Origin of the sequence: Bacillus sp. FSL R7-0672 (assembly GCF_038601465.1) — a bacterium.
Classification (GTDB): domain Bacteria; phylum Bacillota; class Bacilli; order Bacillales; family Bacillaceae; genus Bacillus; species Bacillus pumilus.
This window is the reverse complement of sequence record NZ_CP152010.1, coordinates 1,306,297-1,326,447: the sequence shown is the minus strand read 5'-3', so window position 1 is coordinate 1,326,447 and position 20,151 is coordinate 1,306,297. Positions and strand designations below refer to the sequence as shown.

At 39.4% G+C, this 20,151-nt stretch carries 22 protein-coding genes and 2 riboswitches; of the genes, 6 read left to right on the top strand and 16 right to left on the bottom strand.

Annotation, left to right across the window (positions count from 1 at the left end; genetic code table 11):
- Nucleotides 1–11: 11 nt before the first annotated feature.
- Nucleotides 12–1,358 carry a TrkH family potassium uptake protein gene (locus MKY18_RS06505; RefSeq protein WP_081277091.1) on the bottom strand — a complete coding sequence of 449 codons (1,347 nt, stop codon included), beginning with the start codon at nt 1,356–1,358 and terminating at the stop codon, nt 12–14.
- A gap of 143 nt (nt 1,359–1,501) precedes the next feature.
- Nucleotides 1,502–2,401: a protease HtpX gene (gene htpX / locus MKY18_RS06500; protein ID WP_106067334.1), complete on the bottom strand. Its 900-nt coding sequence runs from the start codon at nt 2,399–2,401 to the stop codon at nt 1,502–1,504.
- A gap of 278 nt (nt 2,402–2,679) precedes the next feature.
- Here htpX and MKY18_RS06495 point away from each other — a divergent pair, with 278 nt between their 5' ends.
- Nucleotides 2,680–3,393: a DUF1836 domain-containing protein gene (locus MKY18_RS06495; protein ID WP_065097144.1), complete on the top strand. Its 714-nt coding sequence runs from the start codon at nt 2,680–2,682 to the stop codon at nt 3,391–3,393.
- Nucleotides 3,394–3,522: 129 nt separating this feature from the next.
- On the top strand, nt 3,523–3,717 hold the full coding sequence (locus MKY18_RS06490) for an alpha/beta-type small acid-soluble spore protein (RefSeq protein WP_003211343.1): 195 nt from the start codon (nt 3,523–3,525) through the stop codon (nt 3,715–3,717).
- Between the two features lie 39 nt (nt 3,718–3,756).
- Here MKY18_RS06490 and MKY18_RS06485 read toward each other — a convergent pair whose 3' ends face one another.
- From MKY18_RS06485 to MKY18_RS06470, 4 genes are all read right to left on the bottom strand, one after another.
- Entirely contained in the window at nt 3,757–4,941 is a 1,185-nt protein-coding gene (locus MKY18_RS06485; protein ID WP_185106973.1) for an anti-sigma factor domain-containing protein, read from the bottom strand.
- Entirely contained in the window at nt 4,938–5,693 is a 756-nt protein-coding gene (sigI, locus tag MKY18_RS06480) for an RNA polymerase sigma factor SigI (protein WP_034662939.1), read from the bottom strand. The genes MKY18_RS06485 and sigI overlap by 4 nt, the downstream gene beginning before the upstream one ends.
- A gap of 215 nt (nt 5,694–5,908) precedes the next feature.
- Nucleotides 5,909–6,700, bottom strand: a complete 792-nt coding sequence (locus MKY18_RS06475) for a TerC family protein (RefSeq protein ID WP_065097142.1) — start codon at nt 6,698–6,700, stop codon at nt 5,909–5,911.
- 96 nt (nt 6,701–6,796) lie between these two features.
- Nucleotides 6,797–6,904: riboswitch (yybP-ykoY riboswitch) on the bottom strand.
- 79 nt (nt 6,905–6,983) lie between these two features.
- Entirely contained in the window at nt 6,984–7,598 is a 615-nt protein-coding gene (locus MKY18_RS06470) for a DedA family protein (protein WP_003210834.1), read from the bottom strand.
- A gap of 245 nt (nt 7,599–7,843) precedes the next feature.
- Here MKY18_RS06470 and MKY18_RS06465 point away from each other — a divergent pair, with 245 nt between their 5' ends.
- Nucleotides 7,844–10,267 (top strand): EAL domain-containing protein, encoded by a 2,424-nt coding sequence (locus tag MKY18_RS06465; RefSeq protein ID WP_185106976.1) that lies wholly within the window; start codon nt 7,844–7,846, stop codon nt 10,265–10,267.
- Nucleotides 10,268–10,297: 30 nt separating this feature from the next.
- Here MKY18_RS06465 and MKY18_RS06460 read toward each other — a convergent pair whose 3' ends face one another.
- The 3 genes from MKY18_RS06460 to MKY18_RS06450 form a co-directional block, all read right to left on the bottom strand.
- Entirely contained in the window at nt 10,298–10,762 is a 465-nt protein-coding gene (locus tag MKY18_RS06460; protein ID WP_088004396.1) for a MarR family transcriptional regulator, read from the bottom strand.
- Nucleotides 10,763–11,119: 357 nt separating this feature from the next.
- A complete protein-coding gene (locus tag MKY18_RS06455) occupies nt 11,120–11,284 on the bottom strand; it encodes a hypothetical protein (RefSeq protein WP_044138874.1) in 165 nt (54 codons plus the stop codon).
- Nucleotides 11,285–11,321: 37 nt separating this feature from the next.
- A complete protein-coding gene (locus MKY18_RS06450) occupies nt 11,322–11,477 on the bottom strand; it encodes a hypothetical protein (RefSeq protein ID WP_095117785.1) in 156 nt (51 codons plus the stop codon).
- Between the two features lie 191 nt (nt 11,478–11,668).
- Between MKY18_RS06450 and MKY18_RS06445 the strand changes: the two genes are divergently transcribed.
- Nucleotides 11,669–11,998: a MerR family transcriptional regulator gene (locus MKY18_RS06445; protein WP_012009715.1), complete on the top strand. Its 330-nt coding sequence runs from the start codon at nt 11,669–11,671 to the stop codon at nt 11,996–11,998.
- A 141-nt stretch (nt 11,999–12,139) separates the two neighbouring features.
- Here MKY18_RS06445 and MKY18_RS06440 read toward each other — a convergent pair whose 3' ends face one another.
- Nucleotides 12,140–12,649, bottom strand: coding sequence for a MepB family protein (locus MKY18_RS06440; protein ID WP_106067725.1), 510 nt, complete (start codon nt 12,647–12,649; stop codon nt 12,140–12,142).
- 211 nt (nt 12,650–12,860) lie between these two features.
- Complete coding sequence (locus tag MKY18_RS06435) at nt 12,861–13,232, bottom strand: cupin domain-containing protein (protein ID WP_080772912.1); 372 nt, start codon at nt 13,230–13,232, stop codon at nt 12,861–12,863.
- Nucleotides 13,233–13,446: 214 nt separating this feature from the next.
- On the opposite strand from MKY18_RS06435, the gene MKY18_RS06430 reads away from it, so the two are divergent.
- Nucleotides 13,447–14,310 (top strand): LysR family transcriptional regulator, encoded by an 864-nt coding sequence (locus MKY18_RS06430; protein ID WP_065097139.1) that lies wholly within the window; start codon nt 13,447–13,449, stop codon nt 14,308–14,310.
- Between the two features lie 86 nt (nt 14,311–14,396).
- On the opposite strand, the gene MKY18_RS06425 is transcribed toward MKY18_RS06430, so the two are convergent.
- From MKY18_RS06425 to MKY18_RS06415, 3 genes are all read right to left on the bottom strand, one after another.
- Complete coding sequence (locus MKY18_RS06425) at nt 14,397–14,801, bottom strand: hypothetical protein (RefSeq protein ID WP_065097138.1); 405 nt, start codon at nt 14,799–14,801, stop codon at nt 14,397–14,399.
- 101 nt (nt 14,802–14,902) lie between these two features.
- Nucleotides 14,903–16,261: a magnesium transporter gene (gene mgtE, locus MKY18_RS06420; protein WP_003212108.1), complete on the bottom strand. Its 1,359-nt coding sequence runs from the start codon at nt 16,259–16,261 to the stop codon at nt 14,903–14,905.
- A gap of 207 nt (nt 16,262–16,468) precedes the next feature.
- Nucleotides 16,469–16,632: riboswitch (M-box (ykoK) riboswitch) on the bottom strand.
- Between the two features lie 132 nt (nt 16,633–16,764).
- A complete protein-coding gene (locus MKY18_RS06415) occupies nt 16,765–16,905 on the bottom strand; it encodes a hypothetical protein (RefSeq protein WP_003212346.1) in 141 nt (46 codons plus the stop codon).
- Between the two features lie 260 nt (nt 16,906–17,165).
- Between MKY18_RS06415 and MKY18_RS06410 the strand changes: the two genes are divergently transcribed.
- Nucleotides 17,166–18,458: an aminotransferase class V-fold PLP-dependent enzyme gene (locus MKY18_RS06410; RefSeq protein ID WP_185106978.1), complete on the top strand. Its 1,293-nt coding sequence runs from the start codon at nt 17,166–17,168 to the stop codon at nt 18,456–18,458.
- Between the two features lie 333 nt (nt 18,459–18,791).
- On the opposite strand, the gene MKY18_RS06405 is transcribed toward MKY18_RS06410, so the two are convergent.
- Complete coding sequence (locus MKY18_RS06405) at nt 18,792–19,310, bottom strand: PepSY domain-containing protein (RefSeq protein ID WP_003211816.1); 519 nt, start codon at nt 19,308–19,310, stop codon at nt 18,792–18,794.
- Between the two features lie 93 nt (nt 19,311–19,403).
- The gene (locus MKY18_RS06400; RefSeq protein ID WP_106067723.1) at nt 19,404–20,090 is read right to left on the bottom strand and encodes a PepSY domain-containing protein; all 687 of its coding nucleotides are present in this window, start codon (nt 20,088–20,090) and stop codon (nt 19,404–19,406) included.
- Nucleotides 20,091–20,151: the final 61 nt, after the last annotated feature.

The following is a 20,151-nucleotide window of genomic DNA, read 5'->3' as shown; positions in this document are numbered from 1 at the left end:
CGGAATGCTGTTTAGCCGATGATGACACGCTCTTTCGGATAATGATAATTCGCTTCGCTTTCTCTTCGGCCAATTAAATATAAGAAACTTGGAATGCCGATTCGCCCAATAAACATGACGACCATAATGATACATTTACCGAACACCGTAAGGTCCGAGGTGATTCCTAGCGATAGCCCTGTTGTTCCGAATGCAGAGCAAACTTCAAATAAATTTTCTAGAAGTGTATTATGCTCAGATAAGGATAACAGGAACGTAGCGCCAAACACCAAAATAAAGGCCATCATTGTCACCATCAAGGATTTGTTAATATCCGCTTGATGAAGCTCTCTTTTGAAGATTTTAATGGACTTATTTCCCCTAGCAAAATGAAACAGTGCGAGTAAATTAAGAGCAAACGTAGTTGTTCGAATTCCGCCTCCCACAGAGCTCGGGGAAGCCCCGATAAACATAAGCATACATAGAAATAAAAGGGTCGGTTCTGTCAGCTGGGTAATATCTAATGTTGTTAAACCCCCACTTCTTGTTGCGGTCGATTGGAAAAAAGAATAAAACAAGATTTCGTGCCAGCTTTTCCCTAGGAAACTGAACCCGGCTTCAAGTGCATAAATGCCAATCGCTCCAACAACGACAAGACCGCCAAACGTAATCGTTGTGATTTTTGTAAACAATGAGAACGATGCGTGCTTTCGGTCCTGATTAAATAAATAATCCTTTACTTCCACGAGCACAGGAAAGCCAATCGCTCCAAAGATGATTAGCAGCATCGTAATAAATTGGACGAAATAATCATCTTTGTATGGGATGAGCGAGTTCCCTGTAATATCGAAGCCCCCATTGGTGGTCGCACTAATACTTGAGAAGAAGCCATGTAAGAATGCTCCTTGCACATCGTAATATTTAAGAAAATACATGCTTAAAATCAGACCGCCTACAAACTCAATGAGCAAAATTAAATAGAAAACCTGCTTCATTAATTTCACAATTCCTGATAAATTGCTCTGGTTTTGATCTGCCATGATGAGCTTTCTTTCTTTAATCCCGATCCTTTTTCGCGTGACAATCCACACAAAGGTACCGAGCGTCATAATGCCGATACCTCCGATTTGCAGGACAAACGCAAGGATCCACATACCTGCCACACTAAATGTTTGCGAGGTATCAACAACAGTGAGTCCTGTGACACTTACCGCACTCACCGCCGTAAATAAAGCATCAATAAATGTCCATTTCACTCCCTCTTGATGGGCCACTGGCAGGCTGAGAAGAATAAGTGATACGGTTACAGCAAGAAAATAATAAAGAGCAATCAGCTGAAATGCTGACAGCCGGTCAATTAGCTTTTTGATAGGATTCATTGTCATTCCTTCTTTTATCTATCTTTTCGAATACTTTATCATTTTAATGAAAAGAGACATGATTTTAAAGATATTTTATGCTTTATTTTCTTTTTCATCAAAAAGAAAAAGACATCCTGTTGCAGAATGTCTTTTCGTCTTTCTTATTTTGCTTCTAGTCTTCTGATTCTTTCGTTTAAATCAGGGTGTGTTGAGAAAAGAGAAGCTTTTCGTTTACCACTGATTTTAAGGGTAGCAACTGCTGTTTGATCATCATCTTTGATTCTTGACGTATACGCCTCAAGTGAGCGAAGCGCATGAACCATTTTATCTTTACCGGCAAGGTCAGCTCCGCCGCGGTCTGCATGGAATTCACGATGTCTAGAATATGCAAACACGACAAGGCTTCCTAGGACAGAGAAAATGATTTGGAAAACAATCACTGCAATAAAATGAACAATCGGAACAAGCTCTTCACGCGAAACAAAGCGGCTTGCGATCCATGCCGCAATTCTTGAAAGGAAGACAACGAACGTGTTGACAATCCCTTGAAGCAGCGTCATTGTCACCATATCACCGTTCGCAACGTGAGCAACTTCATGAGCGATGACACCTTCAACTGCTGCATCATCCATTTCATGAAGCAATCCAGTTGAAACGGCAACAAGTGATCTTCTCTTAGAAGGACCTGTCGCAAAAGCATTTACTTCAGATGATTGATAAATACCAACCTCAGGCATTTTAGAAAGGCCTGCTGCTCTTGATAACCTGTGCACGCGGTCAACAAGCTGCTGCTCATCATATGTTAATGAATCCTTTTCAGGGTTTAACACACGCACACCCATCATCATTTTTGCCATCCAGCGAGACATCGCTAGTGACATGAACGAGCCAACAAAACCAACAACTGCACTGAATACTAGCAGTGCCACCAAATTAATTCGACCGTCTGCTCCTATATAAGAACCAACACCAGTTGCTGCACTAATAACCGACAGTACAATACCAATCGTAGTGATAACAAGAATGTTCGTTAATATAAACAGAAATATTCTTTTACCCATACATAACCTCCGCTGTCATATTAAGTTCATTTGAACTTATTAATAAAATTATAAAAATAAACGTCTTAAATTGCAAGGAAAAAGGAATCATTCCTTCTGTTTATCATAACGGCTTAAGCCCCGTCACTTCAATATTTACGACTTTGTCACAGCTGAAAAGTGAACAAATTGTGACGCTACGTTCTGGATTTTAGTTTATTTTGCATTTTCATCAAAAAGAGATTATGATGTTGAATTAGATCAATAATCACGTTTTTGACGTACAAATGAGGTGGAACATGGTGACTTTTAAATTAACGAGAATTGACATGACGAGACTTCTATATTCTCTAAAAGGAGAGGGAGATCTGACTCCGCTTCAGCTTTTGAATCTATCTGTAAAGGGCGATAAGGATCATGAATATGATGAGTTAAAAATCCCTTCGTTTTTTGAAAAGCTCGAACGGCGGAAGCAAAAATCAGAGCACGGTCTTTCTACAAATGAAATTGTTGAGCTTGGCAACTTGTGTGAGCTAACGTCTCTTAAATCGACGGCGATTCAAAATTGGATCAAGCGTGATATTAAAGATATGATTGGTCATCCAGAGCTTGGCAAGAAGTACTCCATTGATCAGGTCATTATTTTATTAATAGTCAGGGATTTAAAATCAGTTTTTGACTTTGATGCCATTCGCATGATCTTATCTGCCTTATTTAACACGATCACAGATCGAACAGATGATATTATTAGTCCAATCCGTTTTTATGAAGCATATGCGCACGTCCTAGATTTTATTTATCACCATACACATTTTCCGTTAAAGGAAACAAATTTACGAGAAATGACTGAGGAGCAGACAGACATGCTCCATGAAGAGTTTACAGAATTAACGAAGAATCAATGGAATTTGATTAAAGGCATTATCTGTTCTACCGTCTTCTCTGTGTTCACTTCCCACTTGCAAAGTACAGCGCAAGAAATGATGTTTAATACGCTGCAGGCAGCTAAATAAGGATAAAAGAAAACCGAGGTGATGAGGTCACCTCGGTTTTTTTGTGCAGCAATTGCCAGCATAATTGTACGCCGTTTTCTTCAAAATAAGAAGGCGCAACAAAGATGAGGTGAAAGGAGGAATATGGACATGGCAAATCGAAATCAGCTTCTTGTTCCTGGAGTAGAACAAGCATTAGATCAATTTAAATACGAGATCGCTCAAGAATTTGGCGTGACTCTCGGTTCAGATACAGTCGCACGTGCAAATGGTTCTGTTGGCGGTGAAATTACAAAAAGACTCGTTCAACAGGCTCAATCACAAATGGGCAATCAATCTAAATAAAAACATGGTGAAATACGCCGGAGCTATTCTGGCGTTTTTTTATTGTTCATATGTGTGCTCATACCGGTTCTCACGATACGGGGACGGTGCACCTTTTCCTTGCTTCTTCATATGGTCTTTTTTTCGTTCAGTGAACGGCTGTTTCTGATCCCTGGCGTTTTTTTTTGCGTGCTTTTCAGCACCACCACGTGATGTGCCGTTTGGATTCCTTTTGTCACCAGGTTCCGTTGAGTGATTTTTTTTTTGTTCTTTATCGATCGAGCGATCCTTTTCTACCTTTATTTGATTGTCTTTGTTTTTATCATCAGGTTTTGTTTGGTGAGGCTTTTGAATAGATCCTTGCTCTTCCCTCTCTTGATCCTTCTGCTCTTTGTCTTCAGCTTCAGGAGCCTCTTTATCTGGCTTCATCTCTTCGCTATCGTCTGTCTTGACGTCTTCTTGTTTGTCTTTGTCTGCTTGATCTACATCATCTTTTTTAGGCTCTTCTTCTTTAACAGCGTCACTCTCTGCTGCGTCTTCATCCTTTTGAATGTCTTCTTGTTCTTTATCTTGCATTTCTTGATTTCTGATATATGTGCCTGTTGAAATTCCTGCCTTTTGAGCTTTTTCTCTTGTTTCCAGGTCACTTTCTACAGTCTTTAGCTTGTAATCGCGCTTTTGATATTCACCAGAGATGGTGTTAATTTTACTTTTGACGTTGGTTTTATATGTATGGTCCTGCTTGTTTTCATAAACCGTTGAAATATAAATGCTCTTAGAGTTGTTCACATAACCTTTTTTGTCACAGTCATCTATGATTTCCTGCACGACTTTGGTCATGTCGTTTTTTTCTAAATCCTTCATACTAGCCAGTACTTGTCTCGCATCTTTATTCAGTGGTGTGACACCGATCACTTGATAATTGTGATCAAGCTTCAGTTCAAAGCTTGGATTAATGTCAATCGTCATATATGCATATGCTTTTTGACTTGAGAAAGATGGCATCATAGTAAAAATCACGACAATAATCGCTGCGATTGATAGGATTCCTGCATTTAATGGACGTAAACGAAGCAAGTCAAAAAAACCGGCTTTTTTTCTTTCGAGACGTGATTCATTCGGAAATGTCACTTCTTGACCGATTTCATAATCTTGCTGTTCATATTTTGTCCGCAGAAATTGTCCATCAGGGGTCAGCAGCGTGACATATTTTTTGTTTTTCTCTACTATAATGCCTCTTCTCATGAATTAAGCACCCCTTTAAGGTAATCTTTCAAATACACATAATCACCCGTCATAATGATCGCCATCGCAATGATATATTTTCTATTTCTCTCAATCGTTTTGCGGCTGACTTCCACTAGCTTTTCAAGCTGTTTGACTGGCAATTGTTTTTTCTGAAATAAAATGGTTCTGAGCTCATCGTGTTCAACGAGTGTGTGAGCTACTTTAATGGCATTTTGCCTTGCATCTGCATGCTTTGGTGAATGTTCAAGCAGCTCTTGAAACGTGAGGCCGTATACTTTCAATCGTTCTTTAAAATGTTCAATTTCTTCTCTTCTGTGTTCTTGTTCAATTAAACGTCTATATTCATTTGTAGACAGCTCTGCTTCAATCATGCTTTGAGAGTACTCGCCATTTTCACTTTCTTGCAGGTCCATTTGAACCGTTGGCGCATTTCTTGCTTCTTTTCGAATATAGTCGATCACTTTTCTTTTAATAATTAATTCTGCGAAAGCAAGGAGTGAGTTTCCTTTTTCGGCAGAGTATTTTTCTATCGCTTCGTTAAAGGCAATTAAGCCTATGCTGAATTCATCATCTTTTTCATCTATATATCGTTTACAAACGGATGAAACCGTCTTAGCGACAAATGGTTTGTATTGCTCTATTAATGCATTTTGCAGCTCGATATCACCTTGTTGAATACTGATAGCCGACTGCTCTAATGTTTGCTTTTTCTTTCCTTTTTTAAACAAAAGGCTAAGCAATGGTTTCACCTCAGTTCTCCCTATATTACTCATTTATGATAGCTAATTTATGAGGGAAGCGCAAAGGAAGAAATGAGGAATTCATTTCCTGTTACTCAATTATGACATGTATATCATCATCTACTTTACAATGTTTCGTCTAAAAGCAAAGAAATAAGGGGGTATCTCCCCCTTATTTGTAATATACGTGTTATGAAAATGAAATGATATTTCTTTCAAAAAACCTACTCTTCTAGGCGTCCCTCTTGTTTTTCCTTGTTTTGTTGCCCGCCTTTTCTTGATGGACTTGATAAAAACCAACCAAATGCTGCAATTGCGAGAAGCACTGTCCAGAAAATCACTTTCCATAATGTTGAATGAATAAAATGAGAGGACACGATACCAATGGCTGGATGTGACAGTGTGTAAAGCGTGAGCTTCACACCAACCCATCCGACAATGACAAAGGCTGCTGTTTCTAGGCTCGGTCTTGTTTTGAGCAGTTTCACAAAGACAGTCGCTGCAAATCTCATGATGATCAGACCGATGATACCACCTAAAAGAATGACAATAAATTGACCACCATCAAGTCCACCGATTTGCGGAAGACTTGTTGTCGGCAAAGTTACGGCTAATGCGACCGCCGCCAAGATGGAATCGACAGCAAAAGCGATGTCAGCAAGCTCGACTTTTACGACTGTTGCCCAGAAGCCGCTTTGCTTCATGTTTGTGTCTGATTCCTTTTTCTTAAATACGTGCGATTTTAAAATATGGTGAATGGAAATATAAAGAAGATAAATTGCACCAATGGCTTGAACTTGCCACACATCCACTAAAAACGAAATAAGAAACAGGGAACCAAATCGCATGACAAACGCACCCGCAAGTCCGTAAAACAATGCTTTTTTCCTTTGCTTTTCTGGAAGGTGCTTCACCATCACAGCCATGACCAGCGCATTATCAGCGGCTAAAATCCCTTCTAATCCAATCAGTACGAGAAGAACCCACCCGTACTCTAAAATAATTGCTGCATCCATCATCATTCCTCCTTGTTTTTTATCTATTGTCCCACAACAGACAAAGGCTTATGAATGCAAAAAAGACCTTTGCCTGTATTGGCAAAGGTCTTGCTAGACATGTGATATGTAGAATCATGCCAACAAAGCCGATGGAACTTAAGTCCATGTAATGACGACTTTGTTTCCGGTAAAAACCGGACGCTACTCCCCTTTGGTGGGATATAAGAATATTTAGATTACTTATATTTTAATCAATAGACACTGTATTGTCAACAGGGGACTTTCACCTTGTGTCCAGTGATTAGGCAGTTGGTGTTTCTGCTTTTCTTTTTCTACGTTTCAGCCATATATACATCACGAACAACAACACAATCCCGATCCCAATCGGCAGAAGATATGGATCTAACATTGCGCCAACCTCTTTCCAGTTCTCCCCGAGCACAAATCCAAGATACACATATACAAATGTAATAGGCGTAATCGCTAAAAACGTGTACAGGCAAAAGACCCACACATTCATCTTGGCAATACCGCACGGGATGGAAATAAGCGTTCTGACTCCTGGAATAAACCGGCCGCTAAAAGCGACGAATCCACCATGCTTTTCAAAGAAGGCATCCGATTTATCAAGCGACTCCGGTTTAACAAAAAAGTACTTCCCATATTTATTTAAAAAGGGTCTACCGCCATAACGTCCTAACCAGTACAAGGTCAAAGGACCAGCCACGCCGCCAATAGAGCCGGCTGCCACAACACCAATGAAGGCCATGTCCCCTTCTGAGACCCAGTAACCCGCAAGAGGCAGAACCACTTCAGCAGGAACAAATTCAATACATAATGCAAGGAAGATGCCAAAGTACGACAAGTTCTTAAAGGCATCAGCTAAAGAAATAATAAAATCTTCGATGTTTATCAATCCCTTTCACACATAATCGTTTAACTGATTCTATCTCTTTTAGAATCGCACATATATTAAACGAATAAAACCGAAGAAACGATTCACTTTTCGTCGTTTTTTTACATTAAATTTGATTTTACTATAAAAGACAAGTGAAAAAAACGTTGATTGTGGTATTTAAGTGAAGGAAAAGTGAACACAGAAGCCATTCGATCCGATATATTAGGTATACGTCTGTTTTAAGATACTGGAGGTTTTCTTACATGACCCATTTAACAGGAAGCTACAATGGATGGCTTGTCTTTCTGTCAATCGCAGTCGCCGCTGCCGCCTCCTACTCAGCTCTTCAATTAGCCAGCCGAGTGGCTCAGTCAAGCGGTGTAAAGAAAAAGGTATGGCTGATCGTTGGTGCCATGATCATGGGAATGGGGATATGGTCGATGCATTTTATCGGCATGATGGCATTTCACATGCGTGCTGGCATCACATATGAAACACCCTTGCTCATTTTATCGATTTTGGCATCTTTTGTCGGGTCCTTGATCGCATTCACAATATGCATTCAAGAGCAGCTCTCCACAAGACGGCTGCTCATTAGTTCAATCACCATGGGCTCAGCTATTTGCAGCATGCATTATCTTGGAATGGAATCAATGGCCAATGTCTCAATCAGCTATGATCCAGTCCTCTTTTTTCTTTCTTTTTTCATTGCTGCGATAGCGTCTTTCTTTTCGCTTCATCTCTTTTTTCGGCTCCATCGAACCGGGAAAAAGCAGGAGGATCATCTGTTAAAAATAGCTGGTGCACTCGTGATGGGCGGGGCTGTTTCTGGCATGCATTATACCGGTATGGCTGCTTCTACTATGTTTTTTCATTCAGACGGACAGTCCTATGGGGGTGGTTCTCTTGAATTATCACCATTCAGTCTGTCGATTTTCATCGGCTTAATGACACTGATTGTTCAAACACTGATGATTTTTGGTGCCTATATAGATCACCGAATCATGAAGCAGGCGGATAAGCTAAAGGAAAATGAACAGCGTTTCCAATCGCTCATCAAACATAATATCGATGGCATTATCGTGTTATCGGTCAATCGAAAGGTGCTTTCTGCGAACGACTCAGGTAAACAAATCCTAAAAATGTGCAATTCTTGGATTGGTGATGATGTCAGCCAATACGTCATGCCGACTGACACGTGGGAAGAATTTATTTACGAGTCAAAAAAAGCCATCACACGTGAAGCAGAACTAAAAACAGCAGATCGCTTTTATTATTATCATGTCACTTACATACCTGTTCATGTCAACAATACGCTTGACAGTATTTATCTTGTCTTAAAAGATTTAACGCAGCAGCGGATTGCAGAAAAAGAAATTCATGTCATGGCACATTATGATGCGTTAACTGAGCTTCCTAATCGGCGCCACGCCATCAACCATTTAAGTGATGTTCTCTCCGCTCAAGAAGAGACAGGAACATCGACGGCTGTTCTGTTTCTTGATTTGAATCGTTTTAAAATTATTAATGATGCACTTGGTCATAACATAGGGGACTTACTTCTTAAAGCAGCTGCAAACAGACTAACGCAATGTTTACCAGGCAACGGCTTTATAGCCAGACTAGGCGGGGATGAATTTTTAATGATCTTCCCTGACATGGGGCATGACACACAGAAAATTGAACAGCTTTCTCAAAATATCATTCGGCAATTTGAGCGTCCTTTTTTCATCCAGAATCATCAGCTCATTACTTCTATCAGCATTGGAATCGCTATCTCACCTCAAAATGGCAAAGATGGGATGGAGTTAATGAGGAAAGCCGATATGGCGATGTATTTATCCAAAAAACATAAGCAAAGCCGTTATGAGTTTTTCACCGAATCAATGGAAAGATCAAGTGAAGACAGGTTGAACCGAGAGCTTGAGTTACGGGATGCCATTCAAAGAAAACAGTTTGTGCTCCACTACCAGCCGCAAGTGAGTGCGAAAACAAGACAGATGACTGGCGTAGAAGCTCTTCTAAGAATGAAAGCACCAGATGGTTCGTTAAAATCACCCGAGGCTTTTATTGAACTGGCAGAGGAATCAGGACTGATCATTGATATTGGCAGATGGGTGATTGATACCGCATGCAGGCAGGCTAAAACGTGGTATGACAACGGGCTGAAAATTCCCGTGGCTGTCAATTTATCTGCAAAACAATTCAATTCTGAAGACTTAATTGATTTGATTAAGCTGACACTGAAAAAATACGATATGACACCGTCACTGCTCGAGCTTGAAGTCACAGAAAGTATGACAATGGACAATATCAAGCAATCAAAACAAGTGCTGACCTCACTGAAACATCTGGGCGTTCGCATTAGTATTGATGACTTTGGTACAGGGCATAGCTCCTTAAGCTATTTAAAGGATTTGCCCATTCATCGACTAAAAATCGACAAGTCCTTCATTGAAGATATTTTAAATGATTCGAAATCTGAACAGATTACAGGTGCCATTATCGCGATGGGACATCAACTATCTCTCGAGGTCATAGCAGAAGGTGTTGAAACCTTTGCGCAGGCGCAGCTTTTATCTGCGCAAGGATGTGACGACTTGCAAGGCTTTTATTATGCGAAGCCCCTTCCAGCAAACGATATCGAAAAATTCATTGCCTATCCAGCGCATCAGCTGGACACATAAAAAAGGTGCCAATCATGGCACCTTTTCGTTCTATCTAAATAATAAATGTTGACTGTGAATACCTGCTTTTTTCAATAGACTAATCAATTGTTCTTGTTCTTCTCGCGAGAGGCCAGAGAAGGCACGCGCAATCCGGAGAGAATGAATCGGGTAAATCTTATCAAGATAACTGCGCCCTTTATCCGTTAAATGGGCATAAACCGACCGTTTATCCTTTGGGTCCTGCTCTCTTTCAATGAAACCATTTCGTTCTAATTTGTCAATTACGTACGTCACATTCCCGCTGACAAGCAGGAGTCTTGAGCCGATTTGCTGAAGTTTTTGAGCACCTCTCGTATACAGCAATTCAAGAACCGCAAATTCAGTTGGATTAAATCCATGCTCTTTGCTGTCTCTAATGCTGTGTTCTGAAACGCTTTTAAATGCTCTTGCAAATACCTTGTAAAGTGTCATTGAACGTTCTACTTCTTCTTCATTAAACGATAGTCTCATCACATATCTACCTCTTATAATATTTTTTTAACTTCAAGGCTTTCTTGCGGTGCAGTTGGAGCCTTTCGTAAAAAATAGAAGTACGTTTTTGAAAACCCTTTCAACCACATAAGTGACTCCATTCGTGTTATGTATAAGATTTCGATATAAACTTTTAAAATCCTTCTTATTTTTCACAATCATCTCGAAAAAAAGGTTTTTTAGCAAACCATCAAGATACGACACAGTTTAACATAATCTGTAAGGACTCTATGTTTCTTTACACTGTATTCGTCAAATTTCTACAAAATTCAATATTGCTATAATATTGAGCACAAAAAAAGAACCCTTTATGTGACATACGCACATTTCAAGGGATTTTTACAAATCACGCTCTGTTTTGTTGAAATAGAAGTGATACTCTTTTTTTAAGTCACTAATTGTCATGTTCTTGGCCGCACTAGGGCTGTACACTCCCAATGAACAGAGCTGCTTCGTATAATAATGTCTTTCCTTTGCTAAAGCTTCTGTTAAGATACGCCGCACCGATTATCCCCCCTATCAATTGATCTGGAGCAGGTGCTTATGAAGACCTTTTATACAAATCATTTTGTACAGCTCTTAGAAGAGCATGCGCATTCTGACCTGCAGCCTGCATGAATCGCTCCAGTAATTCATCCCTCTTCATATCTAATGCGATAATTTCTTTTGCCATACAGATGATCCGTGTTTGCTCCATCATATGCTCCTCCTCCTATTTCAACTCATCATCATTATATTCATGCGTAGCAATCACTTCACATATGTTGTCAACTTTCCTTCCATCGTTTTTTCACTTTTATGTTTTTGTGTTATATTTTCTAACAAACGATAGGTTTTTTTCGTTGTCATTTTGTATAATATGAAGAAAAGACTTGCAGGGGTGAGTATATGACGCAGGAAGATGTATCTTATAAAGATAAAAAAGTCATTTCAATCGGGATTGTCAGTGAATTAACAGGGCTATCCGTCAGGCAAATCCGATATTATGAGGAACGCAGACTCATCTACCCCCAGCGCTCAACAAGAGGCACGCGTAAATATTCTTTTTCTGATGTAGAACGATTAATGGACATTGCCAACAAACGAGAAGACGGTGTGCAAACAGCGGAGATTTTGAAAGACATGAAGAAAAAGGAACAGGCCTTAAAAAGCGGACAATATAAGAAAAAAATGCTGGAAGGTCAAATTAACGCACACTTCAGGTACAAAAATCGATAAACAAATAAAGTTTAGCTGACTCTTTTAGGCTTTGTTCGCACTTGATTTTTGGTCATGGCTTAATGAAAAAGAGACAGCTTTTTTTGCTGTCTCCGTTATCAAACCAAAGCCCTTGGAAACCAATTACAGCTTAGAGCTATTTTAGTGAGAGTATAGCTTTAATAGTTCTTGTGTTGGCAAACGATTTGTATTGTTCGTGCCAACAAAATATTCTAATTGCCATTTCTGCGTTTGGATAGCTTGTATGCTAGCAGGTTTATCCCAGCTAGGATAAACCCTCATGGCCATTTTTCCTTTAGTCGTATCTGTTTTAAGAATATGTTGTTTTACAAGAACTTCTTTTGGAAAAACGAATTGACCAAAATCATTTTCACTAGTAAAGGTATTGATCACCAATAAATCCATAGCTTTTTCATATGAAAAAGGTTGGTTTTTATTTTCCTCATCCTTTTCCCAAAAAGCAACAAACTGTCCTATCTTAGTAGGCGTTATTTTTGCCACTCTAAATCTAATCGACTTTGAATTTAGCTGAAACACACCAGCTCCATAATTCGAATTTTGGACTTCTTCTCGGACAGCTTTCAAGGACAGTCGATTGGGTTCATAAAACATTTTATTTACATATGTTAACGCGTTATAAAATTCATTCACTGCTTTATCCCCTTATTTATTACTCATTCCAACGCTCTTTCAACATTATCTTAATTTGAACACAATGCCAAATCCTATTAAGTGAAATAAGCTATATAAGCAAGGACATCAGTTTAAATTTACTTTTTTCAGGCGGCGTGCAACAACATTTCATTCTAAGAAACAACACTATATCAAATAGCGTTTAGGTATATTGTTAAGTGCAGGCGATCTAGCGTTTATCCATTCGTTCAGGAATCGAAACAGTTCGTTCATTGATCACATTCCCCGTGTTTAGAGTCGTTTTTGGTTCAATTAAGAGCAAATGAACTTCTTCTTCAGCAATTGGCTGATGTTCAATTCCTTTTGGAATCACAAGAAACTCTCCTTCATTAAGCGCTATTTCTCTATCCCTAAAACGGATGACTAGATTTCCTTTCCATACAAAGAACATTTCATCCTCGTCATCATGGTGATGCCAAATGAATTCACCCTTAATTTTTACCATTTTCATGTATGAGTCGTTCAACTCTCCGCTTATTTTTGGATTCCAATAATCATTTATTTGCGAAAATTTCTCTTGGATATTAACCTTTGAAATCAATAGATTCCCTCCTCATTTACTTGAAAACGTCTTTTTATCTTTCCTAAGCTAAAACTCCCTACCTCGCAAATTCTCCTCCTCATGATCAGACACCAAGGGACACAATGAGCATCAACCTCTTATATTATTAAGTTTACTTATTCTATTGGATCACGTAAAATCAAAAAATAGTGTATAGTTCATCACAATTTGTGATGCAAAAAGGAGCATTATTTTGGATATTAAATCTTTGGAGATATTTAAAGCAGTAGCTATTGAACAAAGCGTTACAAAAGCTGCTGAGAAATTAAATTATGTGCAGTCCAATGTCACTGCACGAATCCAGCGTCTTGAACAAGAATTAGGTGTTCCTCTTTTCTATCGATATCACAAAAAGATATCCTTAACGCCTGCAGGGCGTGAATTGTTGCCATATGCAAACAAATTACTCTACGATTTTGAAGAAGCGATAGAGGCCGTAAAGCTTTCCTCTACTCCGCGGGGAACTTTGCACATTGGATCTATAGAGTCTACTGCTTCGACAAGATTGCCCAGCATTTTCGCAGCATATCACAAGACATTTTCACAAGTAGAATTGAGCTTGTATATGGCACCTACTGTAGATCAGGTTCATGCTATTCTCAACTACAAGGTAGATGGTGCATTGGTTGATGGGCCTATTCTTCATCCCGACATTATTGAATATCCGGTATTGGAAGAATCTCTTGTTCTCATTACAAGCTACTCCCAGGAGGAATTCCAGGTAGAATCAATTTTGCATGAACCATTGCTTTCGTCATTTGCGCATTGCATCTATTTGGGGCGTTGGCAACGATGGTTAGAGAGCAATGGCTTTGCTCCGATGAAGGTAATGGAATATGGCACTTTAGAGGGCGTGCTTAAATGCGTCGAAAACGGGCTAGGGGTTACCGTATTACCAAAATCTATGGTCGAATCTCGGGTGCAAGGCAAATTTACCTGTCATCCTTTACCGGAACCACATAGAATCGTGCCCACTGTGTTTATAAGGCGCCGCGATTCGTACATGACCAGTGCCCTCTCACGGTTTATGGAATTATTGGGCATAACTCATATGTGATCAGGTCATTTGTGGTAAAAAAGAGGATAGATAGAGCAAAGTTCTTTCAGCTCTTCTATCCTTTTTAAATAAAATCATTTTAACTTTCATTGAGAGGAAGCATCAGTTCCTTCAACGAGCCCTACAAAGTCAATCCGTACACCGCCTTTTTCAGGATCTTCTATGACCCGCATGGCCAGTGCCTTTTTCTCCCCTGTTTTTTCATCTTCGTAATTCGCACGAAAGACGTGAATGCTGGCTTCTTCCAATTGAAAATCTTCATAAGAAAGTGTCTCTATGCCCCATTCTTTTTTCATTTTTAGAATGTCTTTTGGACTTGGGACAGCGCCTTCAACATAGATGTTTTCTATTTTTTGTTTATTTCCTTCGGTAATCGCTTCAATCATATGCTCTGCTGCCACCAGTCTTCTGTCTTTCCCCTCGTCTTCCCTTGAACATGCACCTAGCAATACAATTACAATGCACATTAAAATGAATAAAAACTTCTTCATTTTTCTCTCCCACCTTCTCCTTAAAATGTAAAGGATGGAAGCGCTATATGCAATCTTTATTCAAAAAAGACTGTAAAACGTCACGTTTTACAGTCTTTTTGCTACATCAGTGTATGAAGGAATGCTGTTGCAATTCCAAAATAGATCAGTAAGGATAAAATATCATTCAATGTTGTGATCAGCGGCCCAGATGCAATAGCTGGGTCCACGTTTAATCTGTGTAAAATAATCGGTACGACCGTACCTGCCATAGTCCCAATAATCAGTGTTGCAAGCAGCGAGGAACCGACAACAAAACCTAAAATCATATTGCCCTGCCACACCATTGCGACGACTGTAATAATAATGGAACACACAATCCCAATGTAAATACTCGTTCTCAGCTCTCTAAAAATAAGACGCATGATGGTTTTTTTCGTTAATTCTTCTTTTGAAAGCCCTCTAATGACGACGGCAAGAGACTGTGTCCCTGTATTCCCTGTCATCCCGGCAATCATCGGCATGAAGAACGCTAAAGCAACGACTTGCTGAAGGGTACCTTCAAAATAATTTAAAATACTGCCTGAAATCAGCCCAATGAACAAGAGTAAAATGAGCCACGGAAGACGGCGGTATGCCGCCACAAATGCCGGCGTATCGAACGTGATATCTTTACCAGAGGCAGCAAACTTTTCATAGTCTTCGCCCGCCTCTTGAATCACAACATCAATGATATCATCGACTGTAACAATTCCGACTAGAACATTGTTCTCTTCCACAACAGGAATCGCAAGGAAATCATATCGTTCAATCAGCTTTGCGATTTCCTCCTGATCCTGAAAGGCTCCAACGGCAATGACTCTTGTAAACATGAGATCCTGTACCTTTTCATCCGGTTCACCTAAAATGAGATCCCGGTATGAGAGAACGCCTACAAGCTGTTTTTGATCATTAATCACATATAAATAGTTGATTGATTCCGCAATTTCAGCAAAGCTTTTCAGCTTCACAACTGCATCCTGCACTGTAAAATGCTGAGGAATCCAAACGTAACGGTTGGTCATGATCCGTCCCGCTGTCTCAGCAGGATAATTCATAAGAAGCTGGACGGCTTTTGATTCCTCTGCTTCCATGTTAGATAAAAGCTGATCCTTTAGTTCATCCTCCATCTCATCAAACAAGTTAGCTAGATCATCGTTATCCATTTTGTTTGTGACGAAGGTCGCTTTGTCTTTCCCTACTTTTTCAAGAACAATTTCTTGATATTCCCGCTCCAGCTCACCCATCATTTCTGTCACGTCATCGACTGGTAAAAAGCTGAGGAAGCGGCCGCGGTGTTTCTCTGGAAGTTCTTTAAATAAGTAGGCCATATCATATGGCTGAAGTTCTTCCATGATGTTTTTAAATTCTTTTCGTTTTCCATCTCTTAGTAAAATAATGATGCGTAAAATGAGTTCATCATACGTAATATTTTGTATCATCGCTCTTACCTCCCCAAAGTCAGGAGATACCCGAATCCCTTAGAATGTGCGGGGGTCAGGATCTCCTCTATCTGATGTCTCAATCTGATCTTTTGACATATCCTCTATGTGTCTCGAATCGGGATGATCCATCCCCACACCTCCTTTTCTCATAAAAAAGCACCTTCAACCGAATGAAGGCGCTTTGTAAGCATGACAAATAAACACTTGCTCCTTCAATCGTAGAGCTTTAGCACTGTATGGCATAGGAAAAATCCAGCTGCATTAAAAATCACCTTATGTCGATGATTTCTGTTGACCCATTGGCGTCTTTGGACATTTTTGGGCAGCAGCGTATCTCCATACAGGAGCCTCACCTAACGAAGTCTCATATTGTTGACACACTGAGATTACAGAAAAAGCGCAGTGATGTCAATAAGCAAGATGCCAATTTCCCTTATGTATTCGCTTACTTTTGAAAAAAAGAGCGATAGACAAAGTAGACCATCGCCCTTTCATGTCTTTTATTCCTCTTCTGGCTGATTCATATCCTCTTGGGAGAGGAGATGAAAGGAATCATGCAAAAACAAAGCATATCCTTCTCCGTCAGGATGCGGAACATATTCCGCATGGTCCATTGTTTGCTCTTCTTCTTTTTTCTTCATATTCTCTCGCCTCCTTTCCCGTAGTTTGTCCCAATGAAAAAACCTTACACATGAAAGTGTAAGAAGTGATTAGTACAAAACGGCTGAACTCATAAAGGTGCGGCGAATGTCACCATTGGCAATGCACTGATAACCGTCGCTATAGCTAAAAATGAATGATTGTTTACAAAAAAAAGATCTCTCTGATTAGGGTACAGCCATTGATTGATAACACAATGTATAATACTAAGTATAAAAATTGAATATTGGGGGATATGATAATGAACGAAACTACACTGAACATGCACTTTTCAAATGATTTATTAAAAAAAGTAAGAGAACAATTTTTATATATTGATGAGGATCCTATCCTAAAAAAGGAACGACTTTTTTTTGACAATGCAGGTGGCTCTCTTCGTTTAAAACAGGCAAATCATATATTTTCAATCATTGATGGCATCCCAGATTGTTCTGAAAGAAATCATAAAACTGCAAAACACTTGATTGATATCCATAAAAAGGGGATTGTTGATCTTCAAACCATTTTTAACGTGAAACAAGGAAGCTTCGCCACATATCTGACAGCATCACAGGCTATCTTTCAAACTACGGGTATCATTGCAGAACATATTCAAGGAACAAATATTGTCACAACATCCTTAGAACATCCAGCAGCCTATGACGCAGCTAGTTTTTATGCAAATAAATTAAACAAAGAGCTGAGAGTGGCCAAGTCTAATCCTTTAACAGGTGGAGTGAACGTAGAAGACATCTTGGCATTAATCGATCAAGATACTGTTCTTCTAAGCGTCATCTATGCTTCGAATATCTCTGGTGCTATTTTAGACATTGAACAAATTGTACAAGAGGCAAGAAAAAAGAAACCAAACTTATTTATCATGGTTGATGCCGTTCAACATGCACCTCATGGTTTAATTGATATTGAAAAAACACCTGTGGATGTGATAAATTTTGCCCCATATAAATTTTTTGGTGTTAGAGGCTGCGGGATTGCTTATTTATCGGAAAGAGCTGCTCTTCTCCCTCATCATAAGTTAAAAGGAAAGAAAGAAACTGAATGGGGTCTAGGAACTCCAGCACCTGCTCATTATGCGGCTATTAGCGCAATTGTTGATTATGTGTGCTGGCTTGGAGGTCATTTTACAACAGTGAATGCCAGACGACAGTTATTCGCAGCAGGTATGGAAGCTATCGGAAAACAAGAAAGGTCTTTATTAAAAATAATGCTAGACGGGACACCCAACGTAAAAGGGCTAAGAGAAATCAAAGGAGTTACCGTGCATCTTGATGACCATGATTTATCAAAAAAAGATTTCATCGTAGCCATATCGATAGAAGGAACAAACCATGAGGATGCAGTAAGACAATATGAACAGCACGGTGTGATCGTATATGAAAGGTTGAATACAAGCATTTATTCTAAAAGGATGCTGGATTCCTTTGGAATGAAAGGGGCTATTAGAATATCACCTCTCCATTGTCATACTATTCAAGAGATTGAGACGTTTTTAAGAACAACTGAAATGATAAGCAATCAATATAAAAAGCATTAACATGCTTGCAGATTGTTGACAAAGGGTAAAATGATCTTTATTTTAGCCCTTTGTCTTCTTTTCAGCGTGATAGAAAACCTTTGAAGTCTAGGAAGGACGAGTACTGGAGCGGAGCGAATTTGACATTCGTGAGCACCAGCACGCAGGACTGACACCGAATGCGAGGGTTTGTCTACACGCTGAAAGCATTAACATGCTTGGTGTACAGATACATGGAAGTACGCTATTCAGTTTGATATTCATTTGTACTTGTATACAATCAATTAGGCAAAAATAACGGTCTGAACCATCGGTTCAGACCGCATACAAATTTATCTTAGGATTGCTGGCGTATTAATCATCCCATTCTTGCTTCAGGATTTTGCCTGTTTTAGCGGAAATCTCAAAATCAACTTCCTCGCCGTTTGGTGTGGTGATTTCGACTTCATATAAGTACACACCATTTTCTTTATCTAAATCAGAATCTGTGACTGTTCCTTTTACTTTTGCAAGGGCAATTTGTTCAGCCTGCTTTTTAGTGATTTTCACATTTTGTTTCTTTTCTTTGACTGGATCATTCAACGCTTTTCCTGTTTTGGCATCGACATATACTTTATATTCAAAGCCGCCTTTTTTAATCTCGACCTCGTACACCCATTTTCCTTTTTTACGCTCAAGATCCACATCGTCCACATACCCTTTCACCACTTTTAGGGCTGCTTTTTCTGCTTGTTTCTTTGAGACAAACGAAGATTTCTTTTGCACCACTTGCTCCGCGTGTGCTGTTTGATTTGTATTTTGCGCTTGAAGTGTGAAACCACCTGCGACAAGAGTTCCTGTTAATGCTGTAATTACTAGTACTTTTTTCATCATGTTCATGTCCTCCTCTATTTGATTTCTCCTTTATCTTAAAGAAACAAGATGATAAAGGAAGGAAAGAAACATGAGAAAATCATGAGAAAAGGATTAGTTTTCGTACGTAATTCCTTCTATATCCCCTGTATATGCGTTCACAAGCACCTCTGCCTCTCGCCCATCAGGCAAATCCAGCTCCACCTCAAATACGAGCATACCGCTAAATGTTTCAAGATCGGCATCATCCACTGTCCCTCCGACTTCTTTTACTGCAATTCGGATGGCTTCTTCGACCGTGATTTTTGTCATTTTCTTTTCTTTAGAGGTCGGGTTTTTCTTTTCTGCTTCAAGCACCTTAAACGTTTGCTTATCGACATCGACTTGATATAATTCTTTTTTTGATTGGATCGTAAAGATAAAACGATCGGACTTTTCTTTCTTTTGAATGACCGTACCGCTCACTTTTTTAACAGCCGCTTCTTCTGCCAGAAGCTCAGCATTTTTTTCATTTGGCTTTTGATAGCTTTTTAACTGCTTGATTTCTTTCATTTGACCGCTTGCGGAGGATACAATGATTTGATAGATCCCATTTGAATTTTCCAGGGTCAAGGTATAGTCCTGTTTATGATTGATTAAATCAATATTTGTAATGTTTCCATTGTAGTCTTTTGCGATGATTTTTTTGATCTCTGCTTCACTTAATATTTTTTGATCAATGGTTTGAATCATGAGCATTGCAAAGGCTGCAACGACGAGACATCCTGCAAGCGCAAGCACCATTTTCGTTTTTCTAGACATGCAGCGCCTCCTTCCTATTTCCTATTTTATAAGGAGGAAATGAGAAATTGATGAGAAAAGA